Origin of the sequence: Hyphomonas johnsonii MHS-2 (assembly GCF_000685275.1) — a bacterium.
GTDB classification, from domain to species: domain Bacteria; phylum Pseudomonadota; class Alphaproteobacteria; order Caulobacterales; family Hyphomonadaceae; genus Hyphomonas; species Hyphomonas johnsonii.
The window spans coordinates 106,803-119,612 of the sequence record NZ_ARYK01000006.1 but is presented as its reverse complement, the minus strand read 5'-3'; the positions used below and the strand labels follow the sequence as shown (position 1 = coordinate 119,612).

At 64.5% G+C, this 12,810-nt stretch carries 15 protein-coding genes; 6 read left to right on the top strand and 9 right to left on the bottom strand.

Going from position 1 to position 12,810, the window contains the following annotated elements; translation table 11 throughout:
* The gene (locus HJO_RS12750) at positions 1–1,056 is read right to left on the bottom strand and encodes a PAS domain-containing sensor histidine kinase (RefSeq protein ID WP_035617439.1); all 1,056 of its coding nucleotides are present in this window, start codon (positions 1,054–1,056) and stop codon (positions 1–3) included.
* 231 nt (positions 1,057–1,287) lie between these two features.
* Between HJO_RS12750 and HJO_RS12745 the strand changes: the two genes are divergently transcribed.
* Entirely contained in the window at positions 1,288–1,752 is a 465-nt protein-coding gene (locus HJO_RS12745) for a Dps family protein (protein WP_035617438.1), read from the top strand.
* 56 nt (positions 1,753–1,808) lie between these two features.
* Positions 1,809–2,390 carry a manganese efflux pump MntP gene (locus HJO_RS12740; RefSeq protein WP_241764745.1) on the top strand — a complete coding sequence of 194 codons (582 nt, stop codon included), beginning with the start codon at positions 1,809–1,811 and terminating at the stop codon, positions 2,388–2,390.
* Positions 2,391–2,597: 207 nt separating this feature from the next.
* Here the strand turns inward: HJO_RS12740 and HJO_RS12735 are convergent, their stop codons facing one another.
* The gene (locus HJO_RS12735) at positions 2,598–3,503 is read right to left on the bottom strand and encodes a LysR family transcriptional regulator (protein WP_035617436.1); all 906 of its coding nucleotides are present in this window, start codon (positions 3,501–3,503) and stop codon (positions 2,598–2,600) included.
* 112 nt (positions 3,504–3,615) lie between these two features.
* On the opposite strand from HJO_RS12735, the gene HJO_RS12730 reads away from it, so the two are divergent.
* Positions 3,616–4,083: an SAM-dependent methyltransferase gene (locus HJO_RS12730; protein WP_035617434.1), complete on the top strand. Its 468-nt coding sequence runs from the start codon at positions 3,616–3,618 to the stop codon at positions 4,081–4,083.
* Here the strand turns inward: HJO_RS12730 and sigJ are convergent.
* The 6 genes from sigJ to HJO_RS12700 all read right to left on the bottom strand — a co-directional run bounded on the left by sigJ (position 4,074) and on the right by HJO_RS12700 (position 8,507).
* Positions 4,074–4,955: an RNA polymerase sigma factor SigJ gene (sigJ, locus tag HJO_RS12725; RefSeq protein ID WP_035617431.1), complete on the bottom strand. Its 882-nt coding sequence runs from the start codon at positions 4,953–4,955 to the stop codon at positions 4,074–4,076. The genes HJO_RS12730 and sigJ overlap by 10 nt on opposite strands.
* On the bottom strand, positions 4,952–5,494 hold the full coding sequence (locus tag HJO_RS12720) for a hypothetical protein (protein ID WP_035617429.1): 543 nt from the start codon (positions 5,492–5,494) through the stop codon (positions 4,952–4,954). The genes sigJ and HJO_RS12720 overlap by 4 nt, the downstream gene beginning before the upstream one ends.
* The gene (locus HJO_RS12715; RefSeq protein ID WP_035617423.1) at positions 5,491–5,877 is read right to left on the bottom strand and encodes a hypothetical protein; all 387 of its coding nucleotides are present in this window, start codon (positions 5,875–5,877) and stop codon (positions 5,491–5,493) included. Before HJO_RS12715 ends, HJO_RS12720 begins: the two co-directional genes overlap by 4 nt.
* A 77-nt stretch (positions 5,878–5,954) precedes the next feature.
* The gene (locus HJO_RS12710) at positions 5,955–7,448 is read right to left on the bottom strand and encodes a pyridoxal phosphate-dependent decarboxylase family protein (protein WP_051618577.1); all 1,494 of its coding nucleotides are present in this window, start codon (positions 7,446–7,448) and stop codon (positions 5,955–5,957) included.
* A gap of 87 nt (positions 7,449–7,535) precedes the next feature.
* Complete coding sequence (locus HJO_RS12705; protein WP_035617420.1) at positions 7,536–7,886, bottom strand: DUF3147 family protein; 351 nt, start codon at positions 7,884–7,886, stop codon at positions 7,536–7,538.
* A gap of 3 nt (positions 7,887–7,889) precedes the next feature.
* On the bottom strand, positions 7,890–8,507 hold the full coding sequence (locus HJO_RS12700; protein WP_035617417.1) for a S24 family peptidase: 618 nt from the start codon (positions 8,505–8,507) through the stop codon (positions 7,890–7,892).
* Between the two features lie 182 nt (positions 8,508–8,689).
* On the opposite strand from HJO_RS12700, the gene HJO_RS17835 reads away from it, so the two are divergent.
* Positions 8,690–9,712 carry a TIGR00341 family protein gene (locus HJO_RS17835; protein WP_051618576.1) on the top strand — a complete coding sequence of 341 codons (1,023 nt, stop codon included), beginning with the start codon at positions 8,690–8,692 and terminating at the stop codon, positions 9,710–9,712.
* On the opposite strand, the gene pdeM is transcribed toward HJO_RS17835, so the two are convergent.
* Entirely contained in the window at positions 9,709–10,467 is a 759-nt protein-coding gene (pdeM, locus tag HJO_RS12690) for a ligase-associated DNA damage response endonuclease PdeM (protein WP_241764744.1), read from the bottom strand. The genes HJO_RS17835 and pdeM overlap by 4 nt on opposite strands.
* A 163-nt stretch (positions 10,468–10,630) precedes the next feature.
* Here pdeM and HJO_RS17830 point away from each other — a divergent pair, with 163 nt between their 5' ends.
* On the top strand, positions 10,631–11,668 hold the full coding sequence (locus HJO_RS17830) for a sterol desaturase family protein (RefSeq protein WP_051618575.1): 1,038 nt from the start codon (positions 10,631–10,633) through the stop codon (positions 11,666–11,668).
* Complete coding sequence (locus HJO_RS12680; RefSeq protein WP_035617415.1) at positions 11,665–12,810, top strand: acyltransferase family protein; 1,146 nt, start codon at positions 11,665–11,667, stop codon at positions 12,808–12,810. The genes HJO_RS17830 and HJO_RS12680 overlap by 4 nt, the downstream gene beginning before the upstream one ends.

Sequence of the window (12,810 nt, the reverse complement as noted above, 5' to 3'; positions counted from 1 at the left end):
TCAGGCGCGCCGCGGCATCCGGAACTCAAACACCGTTTCGCGCGGGTCGGACCTGGCGTCGAGACGGCCGCCATGCGCCTTGGCGATTTCGCTGGCGATGAACAGGCCGAGCCCCAGGCCCTGTTGCGATGCCTGCATTTCGCCGCGAACGAACGGCCTGAACAGGTTCCCCATGACATCGTCAGGAATCATCTCGCCGGAATTTGCCACCGACAGGACGAAATCGTCCGCCTGATCGATCGCATGCACGCGGATCGATCCACTCGTATCGCCATGCTTGACCGCATTGGACAGCAGGTTGGACAATAATTGCTGCAACCGGTCGGCGTCGCACATCACGCCTTCGGTGAAAGAGAAGGTCTCCTCGATTGTCACCCCGCGGTGCGCCAGGCGGATCTCGTCAACGGTGCGACGAAGCGAGTCCGCGAGCGCCTGCTGCGCGGCTTTTTCAAGCGAGATGCCGTCGCCCAGGCGTGACCGGGCGAAGTCCATCAGGTCGTCGATCAGGCGCGCCATTCGTGTGACGGAACCGCGCGCACTGTCGAGCACCTGGGTCGCCTTTTCCGATTGCGGTTCGCGTGACACGATACGGATTGCCGACGAAATCGCACTCAGCGGATTGCGCAGGTCGTGCCCCAGCACGGCAATGAACTGCTCGCGGAATCTGGCTTCCTCTTCCCGGCTGGACAGCGCAGACAGGTTGTCGTGATGCCGCGTGACATCTCTGGCGCTACAGTAGAACAGGCCTTCTTCCGGCACACAATTCCACGACAGCCAGCGATAGCTGCCGTCCTTGTGCCTGTAGCGGTTCTCGAACATGAGAATGGGTTCGCCCTGCTGGATGGCAACGAAGGCCTCCCGGGTCCTTGCGTGATCATCCGGGTGGACAAAATCCAGGAACATGTGCTGCTCGATTTCTGCAGGTGTCCACCCAAGCGTGGCGTACCAGGCCGGATTGGTCCCCTTGAAATAGCCTTCACCATTGAGCACACCGAGAAGCTCGGGAGTCACCAGCCATGTCCGGCTGGAGAAATTATTTGCAGTGACCAAGGGCATACGTCTTCTCCGACAGGCGCGACAAACTCTTCAGGTCGGTTCTGCATTCACTATGTTGGACCAAAGAAGAACTGACAAACTCCAGTTCCTCCCGGCGGCTTGATCCGGAACGAACCACACCATTCCTTTGCCATTGATTAGACCTATATCAAGTGAGGACAAAATAGATTGGTGTAATGGGATCAAATCACCATCTGCAACGTATGGAATGCATCTATACAGGAGACACACATGCCCATTGATATCGGCCTCAACGAAAAAGCCCGCGAATCTTCCGCCCAGGCGCTGCGCGTTCTGCTCGGCGACACCTATGCGCTTTACGTCAAGACTCATGGCTACCACTGGAACGTGACAGGGCCGCGCTTCAATTCGCTGCACACCATGTTCATGACCCAGTATACAGAGCTCTGGACCGCCCTCGACGAAATTGCCGAACGCATCCGTGCCCTTGGCCACTTCGCGCCCGGTTCCTCGGCGGAAATGATGGCGAACGCGACCATCAAGCCCGACAATGGCGTGCCGGACGCCGACGCGATGCTGGCCAATCTCGTCAAGGGTCACGAAGCGATCAGCCGCGCCGCCAAGGCAGGCCTCAAGATTGCCGAGGACAATAACGACATTGTCACCGTCGACCTGATGACCCGCCGCGCCGACATTTCGGAAAAAACGGCATGGATGCTGCGCGCCAACCTCTAGCGTCGGCGCCAGACCTGTGACAATCGGGGGGCGGCCCCTGATCTGGAGACCGCCCCTTGATTCACGCTTTTCTGACGCTGGCGCTGGTCTGCCTTGCCCTGTCGACAGATGCGTTCGCCGCCGCCCTGGCGCGCGGATCGCGCCAGCGGACGCACAATATCGGCCAGGCCGTCCGCGTCGGCGCCGTCTTCGGCCTCAGCGAAGGCCTCATGTTCCTGCTCGGCTGGGGGCTCGCCCGCAGCGTCGCGGCGTATGCCGAAGTCGTCGACCACTGGATCGCCCTCATCCTGCTTGCCGCCATTGGCGCGCACATGATCCGCGAAGGCCTTGGCGATCATCCCGACGAGGTGCCCGGCGAGCCCGCCGCACAGCAGCGCGCCTCCCCCCTTCTCACCCTCCTCACCGCAATTGGCACCAGCGTCGATGCCGCCGCTGTCGGTGTCGCCATGGCACTTGCCGGCACCAGCGCCTGGCTCGCCCTCGCCATCGGCCTCACCTCGTTCGTCATCAGCACGCTCGGCTTTTCCATCGGTCCGGCGCTCGGCGTCCGCTTCGGTCAGCGCGCCGAGATCGGCGGCGGCCTTGTCCTGGTCGCGATCGGGGTGTCGATCTTCTACAGCCACGTCACGGGAGGCTGAGTGGCAGGCAAAAAAAAAGCCCGGCAGCGAAGGATCGCGCCGGGCTTGAGTATCGGGTCCCGAAGGGGGAGGAAACGCCCAATCGGAGGAAGGATCGGGAAATGCCCGGGACCCTTGGCATGCACCCTACATAATCATTGCGACTCGCTGCGCAAGTTGCGTCGCCGCAGTTCACCCATGCATTTCTGCAGCCTTACAGAATTGGCACTACCGGTGACGCATGGGTGATTTGCGCAGGGGTTCCGTTTCCTGGGTCACGAAATCCCGGAATGCCGCAACCCGCTTGGACCGGCGCAAATCGCTCGGATAGACGAAATACAGATCGAAGATCGGCCCGATATGCTCGGGCAGCAATTTCACCAGGCGCGGCATCGCGGCCACCATGTAGTCCGGCACATCGGCAATGCCGAGCCCGGCATCGACGGCCCGGAGCATGGCGAACACGTTGTTCACCTTCAGGGCCGCTGGCCGCGGCGGGCTGTCATCACGCCCCACCCGTCTGGCAAAGCTCATCACGTGCAGCAGCGAGGCCTCGTCGCCATACGCGATGATGCGGTGATTATCGAGGTCCTGCGGGGTGCGCGGGACGCCCTTCTCCTTCAGGTATTCCGGCGAGGCGTACAGGCTTGTCGCCACCGTGCCGAGCTTGCGCTGGATCAGGTCGGCCTTGTCGGCTGCCCAGAGCCGGATCGCACATTCGGCTTCCAGTTTCAGGAGGTCGTATTCCTTGTCGTCGAGGCGCAGGTCGAGGTGAAGGTCCGGGTGCTTGCGGGCAAAGCCGCCGAGGCGTGGCACCAGCCAGGTCGAGCCGAAGGCCACCGGGGCCGACACGATCAGCTCGCCTTGTGGTGTTTCCTTCTGGTCCTTGAGCGCGGTCGTCGCCAACGCCTCTGCTGCGGCCATTTCCATCGTCGACCGGTACAGCGTGTGCCCGCTGTCGGTCATCACCAGCCCGCGGGCATGGCGCTGGAACAACGAAACGCCGAGCTGCTCTTCCAGCGCGGCGATCTGACGCGAGACAGCCGACTGCGAAATGCCAAGCCGATCGCCCGCGGAGGTCAGGCTGCCGGCTTCCGCCGCAGCATGAAATGATCTTAATTTTCCCCAATCCATGGGGAGCGCTTGTGGCGCGTCTCTGACCTTACGGCAAGTGGATATTGGGACGGATGGTGGAATTCACCGTTTATGCCTAGACTGGCACGGGCGCCCCACAAGGAGAATCGCGATGGCAGGCTCGTTCACGCTCAAACCGGTCGGCATTGTCCGCTGCGACCGGTCAGACCCGATCGATGATGACTGGGACGCCGTTCCGACCCGTATCGAACTCGATACGGCCGTGTTCGACCACGAGGCGCTGATGGGCCTCGACACGTTCTCCCATGCCGAAGTGATCTTCCTGTTCGACCAGGTGCCGGACGAGAAGATCGTGACCGGCGCGCGCCACCCGCGCGGCAACACGGACTGGCCGAAGATCGGCATCTTCGCCCAGCGCGGCAAGAACCGTCCCAATCGGCTCGGTGCCACGGTCTGCGAGATCCTGTCCGTTGACGGGACCGTCCTCCACCTCAAGGGGCTCGACGCCATTGACGGCACGCCTGTGCTCGACATCAAGCCTGTCATGTCCGGCTTCCAGCCGCGCGGGGTCTTGCGCGAACCCGACTGGGCGAAGGCGATCATGGAAACCTATTGGTAGGCTGGCGCACCCTGCAGCTTGTCGGGGTTTCGCATCATGTAGAACCAGGCAATCCGCCCGGCGCTGTCCGGCGAGAGCGTCAGCACCATGTCCACCCGCCCTCCCAGCCAGCGCACCAGTGCCGGTGCGCCATTGACCTTTGCCATCTCCAGCCGCCAGCCAACCTCGGCGCCGGATTTGCGCATCACCGACGCGAACACGGTTATGATTTCCTCCGCGCCAATCAGGGGGCGCAGCGCCGCCCGCGCCTTGCGCCCGCCATCGCTGATCGCAACGGCATCAGGCGCAAGCAACCGGGTGGCGGTCTCGAAATCCTCATTGGCGACAGCCGCCAGGAACCGGGCGATCAATTCACGCACCTGGGTGTTCGGCGCGTCGAAGCGCGGACCGCTTTCCTGCAGGCGCCTGTGCGCCCGGCTGACCAGTTGCCGGCACGCCGCCTGCGACTTTCCAAGCGTCGCCGCGATCTCGTCATATCCTGCATCGAATGCTTCGCGCAGGATAAAGGCCGCGCGCTCGGCAGGGCTCAGGCGCTCCATCGCCCACAACAATGCCAGCTCGCATTCCTGTGCGATTTCGAACCGCGCACCAGCGTCCTGCGCCTGACCGTGAAACAGGGGTTCGGGCAGCCACGGCCCCGGATAGACCTCCCGCTTGGCGCGCGCCGATCGCAGGGCATCTATCGCAATATTCGTCGCTGCGCGGCGTAACCAGGCCGCCGGATTGTCAATCGCATCAGGTTCAACTGCAGACCACCGCAACCACGTGTCCTGCACCGCATCCTCGGCGCCGGCCTGCTCACCCAGCATCCGGTAGCAGAGCGCGGTCAGCTTCGGTCGTTCCGCCTCGAAGATCGCCGTCGCCGTATTCATGACACCGTGAGCACATTCACTGATCGATCACCGAACCGCAGCCGTGTGCAGGCTGCGCCGTGACCCAGGCCGCGTTTGAACACAGGATACCACCTCCCCGTCGCTGCCGCGAACGCTGCGGCGATGACCGCCTCCTTCCCGAACCGGGCTTCGATCTCGGCGCGCAAGTCATCCGCCAGCGGATCACCGGAGATCGCCGCTTTCGCAAAGCGAAATCCCATGCCGACATCACCAGCTTCTGCATCCATGCCCTCGGCACACAGCCTCAGCTTTCCCGGGTCGCCACCCGCCTGCGTGACCATGTCGACAACCAGTTGCGCGCACGGCCCGCAATCACCGTCCAGCGTCGATGCCAGCATGGCGCCGGCAACAACCTCACCCGCCTCCGGTGGTCCGCGAAAGCCGGTCGCATAAGGGAACGCCGCCATGCGCATGCCTGCTTTCGGCGCCGCGTTGATCACGTCATGCATGTAGGCCGTGTCATAATCGTAGCGTCGGCCGAATGCGCGCGCCTGCCTGTTCAGGAACCAGCGGATCATCGACCCGCCCGCCCGGACTGAAACTGCAGGGCCGCCGTCAGGGCCAGCCAGGCCGGCACCTGGATGCCGACAAGGTTGACCAGCGCGATCTCATCGAATGGCACACCGCGCCCCAGCCAGATCCAGACATGGAACAGGGCATGGAAACAGGGCCAGGCCGCGCCGAACACGGCCGCCGTGACATCGCGCTTCCAGGCGCCCCAGCCGAGCGCCGCCGCACTGGCCAGGTAGGCCAGTGCCACATCCCGGATGAAATGCAGGTTGAACGGCCCCATCATCGCAACGCCGGGCGTGCCCTCATACCAGGCATGCGGTGCGAACCACAAATAGGCAGCGAGCACGAAATTCAGTATCGCTATCGCAAACAATATCACGCGCCACATGGGCTTTCTCCTTCTTGCTGCCTCCATGACGAAACAGCCTCCGGATTTGTGACACGGTCTGGCGGAAGGCGCCGCCCTCAGGCTGGCCGAGCAGCTTCCCGCACAGCGGCCACTTCCGGCGACGCGGCGATCCGCACGATCTCGCGCAGCAGGATATCGAGATCCTTGCGCGCCGTGCGGTGATTGGTGATGTTCACCCGGATCGCCGTGCGACCGTGCAGCTGGGTCGTCGACGGGGCGGCGATGCCCTGCTCCTGCAACTGGATGACAATCTCGTCATTCATCGCGTCCAGCACAGGGCCGGGCAGCCCATCGACGACATGCCGGAAACAGCAGATGTTCAGCGCCACGGGCGCGAGCAATTCCAGCCCCGGCGTGCTGGCAACCTGCTCGCCCAGATACGCCGCCTGATCGCAATTGCGGGTAATCATCTGCCCCAGCCGGTCGGTCCCGAACTCCGCCAGCTGCGCCCACACTTTCAAGGCCCGGAACCCGCGTGAGAGCTCCGGCCCGTATTCCACCGGCCACGGGTTGCCGCCCGCCAGCCCGCGATCCTTGGCTTTCAGGTAGTCCGGTCGGTCGGTGAAGGCCGCACGATGCAACACCTCATCCCGGATCAGGGCAAAGCCCGCATCATAATTGACGTGCATCCACTTATGGAAATCGAAGGCCAGGGAATCCGCACGCCTGATCCCGGTCAGCCGGCCCCGCACACGCTCGGACAACACGCCCAGCGCGCCGAACGCGCCATCAATATGGAACCAGAGGTTCTCGTCTTTCGCGAGATCTGCAAGCTGGTCCAGTGGATCGATCGCGCCGACATTCACCGTGCCCGCCGTGCCGACCACAACGAACGGCGTCAGGCCCGCCGCGCGGTCCTGCGCGATCGCCGCCTTCAGCGCGTCCATGTCGATCTCGAGCCGGTCATTCGCCGGAATGCGCCGCAGGGCATCCGTGCCGAGGCCGACAAGGTCGAATGCCCGCGCCACGCAGGAATGCGCCTCGGTCGACGTATAGCCGACCAGGCCATGCCCGCAGACGCCCGCCTTGCGGCTGGCAAAATCGAGGCGCGCATCCCGCGCCACCTTGATCGCGATGATCGTGGCCATAGACGTGCCGGACACGACGATTCCGCTGGCGGTCTCGGGAAACGCGAACAGTTCGCGGCACCAGCGGATCACCTGTTTCTCGACATAGATCGCGCCATGGTCGCGCCCGCCGACATTGGCATTCATCGACGAGGCCGCCATTTCCGCCAGGATGTTCGATGGCGTGCCGGACCCGTGCACCCAGCCGAAGAAGCGCGGATTGGTATTGCCGGCGCCATACGGCAACAGGGCCTCCATCCGGCCGATGACGTCATCCGTGCCCCAGCCCTCGCGGGGTAGCGGCGCCTTCAGCGTGTCCTTGATCTCGGCTGGCAGTTCGGTCCAGACGCGGCCCTGCCGGCTCGCCTGCATGCGGTCGATGGCGGCGTCCAGCATGCGCTGCGCCTGCGCGCGGAAGGCGTCCCAGTCATCGGGGTCGAGCGAGACTTGCGGTGTGGGTTCTTCATGAGACGTGTCGGTCATGTCCGTTTATTCGCCTGCTTTCACCCGACATGCAAAGCGCTTCCCGAGCGGCATGTTGCAAAACGCCCCATCCTGCTGGCCGCACGATCAGAGCCTGAGCCCGAATCTGGGGCCGATCCACGTCATCAGCAGGTAAAGCATGATCGTCAGAAGGCACCCGGCCACCAGCGACGGCCAGAAGCCCCAGCCCTGCCGCAACAGGGCCGGGATCAGCAGGAACATCGGCAACGACGGCAGGACATACCAGAACGTCGCGCTGGCATGATCGGCCATGGTCGCGACATCCGGCTTGTCGCGCCACAGCCAGATCATGCCGAGGACCGAGACCAGCGGCAGCGAGGCGACCAGCGCCCCGAACCCGGGATTGCGCTTGGCAATCTCGGACACCGCCGCGATCAGGATGCCGGAGATCAGCGCCTTGAGAATGAGATATGTCATGCCCTACTGGCTCGCCCACAATATGCGCGCGATCCACGCGATCTCGTTCGGCTTGAAACTGCGCACCGGGTAATCCGGGTTCAGCGAGGCCAGTTCCACGCTGCGCGTATTGCGCCGGGCCAGCACCTTGGCCATCACTTCGCCGCCTGTCGTCTTCGCCACGACCCGGTCGCCCGGCTTCACCTCGGCGCCCGGCGCGACGATGATCCGGTCGCCGGCGCGATAGGCCGGCTCCATCGAATCCCCACTGATCTGCAGCGCATAGACCGGCTCGTCGCCGAGGCCCGGAAACCGCACCTCTTCCCAGCTGCCGCCCACCGGGAAGCCCGCATCGTCAAAGAAGCCGTCCTGCCCGGCCTGCGCAAAACCGATCAGCGGCGCGAGCCCCCCCCGGCGCCCCTCCACAAGGGCGGCGAAATCATCAAACCCGCTGCCAACCGCTTCCAGCACGCGCGCCAGGCTTTCCGTCGAGGGCCAGCGTGGCCGCCCGTCGGCACCTTCGCGCTTGGAAGGATTGAACGCCGTCGCATCAAGCCCGGCCCGCCTGGCGAGGCCGGAGGCTGACAGGCCATGATGGGCCGCCAGCTGGTCAATCCCCCGCCAGATATCCCGATGCTGCATGGAACGCGCCCTGTCCTGTCCTGCCTCAACGGATAATAGGAATAAAACCCTATTGTCAAGCGCCTTGCCGGGCCGCCTATCGAAGCTGGACGCGCATGGACATAGACATAGTGTTCCGCGTAGGCCTCTTGCAGCCATCCGGTTTGAACCGGGCAAACACCTGTCCCTGAGAGTCCGCCATCATGTCATCACGCCTCGTCGAAGTGTTTGTCCAGGATGTCGACGTGGACGAAGCCCGCAGCATTCTCGAAAGCTGCAGCGCCCGCCTCTGGCAGGAAACCGTTCCCGATGGACGTGAAAAGTTCTCTGCCATCGTGCTCAGCCACGATGTCGAGAACCTGCTCAAGCGCCTCAGCAACGCCCTGCATGACAATGAAGGGTTCGTCGCCCTCGTCGTCGAGTTGCAGGCCGTCATCCCGCCACTGCAGGAACCGGAAGTGGCCGGAACAGACCACGGTAAACCCGTGCGTCCGCCCACCCCGATCGAGCGCTTCCTCAGCCGCGACCGGCGCAGCACCGACGAGATCTATGATGATGTTGTCGATTCCATCGCCCTGACGCCGGAATACCTGATCACGGTCATCCTCTCGGCCCTGATCGCCGCGCTGGGCATGCGCAGCGGCCAGACGGCCATCGTCATCGGCGCCATGGTCATCGCCCCCCTGCTCGGCCCCACCCTGTCCCTCGCCCTCGCCGCCACTGTCGGCAACAGCGCCCTCGCCTGGCGCGCCGGGCGCACGCTCCTTGTCGGTGCCGTCAGTGTGCTGGTGTTCACCACCCTGCTCGGCCTGGTGATCGACTTCGATCCACGCACGCCGGAACTCTACAACCGCACAATCGTGCATCTCGGCGACATCGCCCTGGCCCTTGCCTCCGGTGCGGCCGGCGTGATGGCCCTCAACAAGGGCGCCTCGGCATCACTGGTCGGCGTCATGATCGCCGTCGCCCTGGTGCCGCCGCTTTCCGCCGCCGGGCTCTATTTCGGGCAGGGCGATATCGAACTCGGCCTGCGCGGCCTGTTCCTGTTCGCCACCAACCTTGTCTGCATCAACATCGCAGGCATCGCGGCCTTCCTGCTGCAGGGCCTGCCGCCCAAACGCTGGCGCATCACGGCCAGCGTGCTCGGCGTGTGGATCGCCATCCTGCTCGTCTTCATCGCCATGATCACCGGGCGCATCGTCCTCGGCGTCGCCTGGACGGGCTAGAGCCGCCACCGCGCACCGTTCGCCACATCCGGCACCAGGCTTTTGGCCGACACGGCAAACACCCGCTCGCCGCCCAGCGCGAACGCCATCAGGCCCTCCGGGAACAGTGGCGCAAAGGCCGCGTCCAGCACATTCAGGCCGCCTGTAAGCGCGCCCATGGCGGGCATCACCAGCCGCGCCCCGTCGCTGGCAAAACAGCGTCGCCGCACCATGCGCCCGCGCCCTTTCACCTTCGCCGCCGGATGCAGGTGCCCGGCAATCTCGCCCGCCTCGCCGGTCGGCTCGTGCCGGAATACGAGGTGGCCGATCCGCAGCGACTTCGCCGCGCGTCCACCAAGATGCGCCGGCGGATCGGGATCATGGTTGCCCTCCACCCAGACCCAGTCATGCGCCCCGGTCAGCGCCTGGATGCGCGCCGCGTAGGGGGCTGGCAGGCGCAGCTCGGCGGCCCGGTCATGGAAACTGTCACCCAGCGAAATCACGGTGCGGGGCGAAAGGGCCGCGCACAGCCGCTCCACCACATCCAGTGTCGCGGCCGTGTCATAAGGTGGCAGCATCTGGCCGCGGGCCGCATAGGCGCTGCCCTTTTCAAGGTGCAGGTCGGACACGACGAGCACCCGCTCGGCAGCCCACCACAGCGCCCCTTCCGGCAGCGGCAGCAGCATCTCGCCACCAATGTGCAACAGCGTTTCGGACGGGCGGGTGGCGGCAGCGGTCATGCAGGTGAAACTGGACCGGGCGGCGGGGCGGGTCAAATCCTTGTTCCACATCCTGAGAACGCTCGGGGCTGAACGTCGCCCGGTGGCGCCAGCAACGCCCGGTCCCCAACAATCACCTGTCTTTACATGGTTTTAAGCTTGTTTTCCTACAACTGGCGGACGCGACAGAAAATAACAAACCGTGATGGAGTCGTATGCAATGGCCGAATCTGCGCTCTCCGCGAGTGATGCCCTGGGCATTGCGCAGCGCGTGGGCCAGTGGCTGTTCGACCTGCTGCCGGTCGGCACCGGCGACCGTACGCACTGGACGGGTCTCGCCGCCTTCCTCTTTCTCGGCACACTTGTTTATGCCTTCAACCGCAAATCCATCCGCGAGAAAGGCTTCACCGGCCTTGCCGCCTACCTGACGCCAGCGCGCATCTACCTGTCCCGCTCGTCCTTGCTTGATGTAAAGGTCTTCCTGGCCAACAAGTTGTTCCAGCCCCTGCGGGCCGTGGTGTCGCGCGGGGTGCAGTTTGTGATCGTGGCATTCGTCGCCGACGCGGTCGGCACCGGCCTGCATCCCGGTACTGACGGCACGCTTCCGGTGCCCATGCTGTTCCTCGCGGCCTTCGTCGCAGCGCTCGCCGCAGATTTTGCCTATTACGTCACGCACCGCTTCCATCATGAAAGCCCGCTGCTGTGGCCGTTCCACAAGTTGCACCACAGCGCCGAGCACCTGACGATACTCACCGCCAAGCGCAACCACCCGGTCTTTGACCTGCTGCTCGACCTCGTCGCAGCACTGTTCATCGCGCCCGTCATCGGCGTGATCTACGGGCTTTTCGGCATGTTCGACATCGCCACCCTGTTCGGGATCAGCGTGTTCTTTGCCGTGTTCAACCTTGCCGGCGGCGCGCTCCGCCACTCTCACATCTGGCTCGACTACGGCCCGGTGCTCGACCACATCTTCATCAGCCCGGCCCAGCACCAGGTCCATCATTCCCTGGACCCGAAACACCATGACAGGAATTACGGCCTGATGTTCGCCCTCTGGGACTGGGCCTTCGGCACGCTGTACATTCCGCAAGGCCGCGAACAGCTGCGTTACGGCGTTGCCGACGCCAATGGCCACCCGGAACCGCAAGTGCACACCTCGCTCGTCACGGCGTATGCCGTGCCCTTCACTGAAGCGGCACACGTGCTGCGCCAGTCCGCCCGCCCTGCCCCTGCCGCCAAGGCAGGGCTCGCGAAATGACGCGCGGCTTTTCCCTCTATCTCGATGCGCTGCGCTTCCTTGCGGCGCTGGTCGTGTTCGCCTCGCACATGGGGTATGCCCGCTTCACCGGCGGCAACATGCAGTGGATCCGCGACCTCAATCTTGGCAGCGACGCCGTCGTGGTCTTCTTTGTCCTGTCCGGGTTCGTGATCGCCTACACGACCTTCGCCCGCAACCGTGGCCCGGCTGCCTATGCCGAGGCCCGCTTCGCCCGCCTCTATTCGGTGATCATCCCGGCGCTGGTCCTGACCTTCGCCCTCGACACGCTCGGCACGTGGATCGAACCGGCCGCCTACGCAGGCTGGTGGTACAATGGCGAAGACCGCGCCGGCCAGCTGGCGCAGGCAATGACGTTCACGACGCAGGTCTGGTTCGACGCAACCCGCGTCGGCTCGAACGGCCCTTTCTGGTCCGTCGCCTACGAGGCCTGGTATTATGCCGGGTTCGGAGTCGCCGTGTTCTGCCGCGGGCGTGTCCGGGTCCTGCTGCTCCTGCTGATGGCGGCGATTGTCGGCCCGCGCGTCCTGCTGCTGGCGCCGTGCTGGCTGCTCGGCGTCCTGTTGCAGCAGGCGGTTCACAAGGGCCACGCGCAGGCCCTGTCGAGAGCAACCGGCTGGCTGCTGGCCGTGGTCCCGTGGATCCTCTACGCTGGCGCGCAGGCAATTCACCTGCCCACCCGCCTGGCCAACCTGACCTATATCCTGCTTGGCAAAGTCGCACCGCCGAATTCCATTCTCGGCTTTTCCGATGAGTTCATCTGGAACTTCCTGATCGCCGTCCTGATGGCCCTGCATTTCCTCGGCGTGTACCGGCTTGCGCGGGAAGCCACCTGGATCAGTGCCCGTGCCGAGACGGCGATCCGCTGGGCGGCCGGCGCGACCTTCTCGCTCTACCTGTTCCACTATCCGATCCTGACATTCCTGCACGGCCTGCCGGGCTATGACAGCGCCAGCGTGCTGCACCCCGCCCTGATGGCCACCGCGGCGCTGATCGCCTGTTTCGCCCTTGCCGAGATTTCGGAACGGCGCCTGGGTGCATGGAAGCGCCTGGTCCATGCCGTGTTCCGGCATGTTTCAGCCTGGACGGCGGGTCCGGCGGTCATCGCCAAGCGCCCGTCCTGA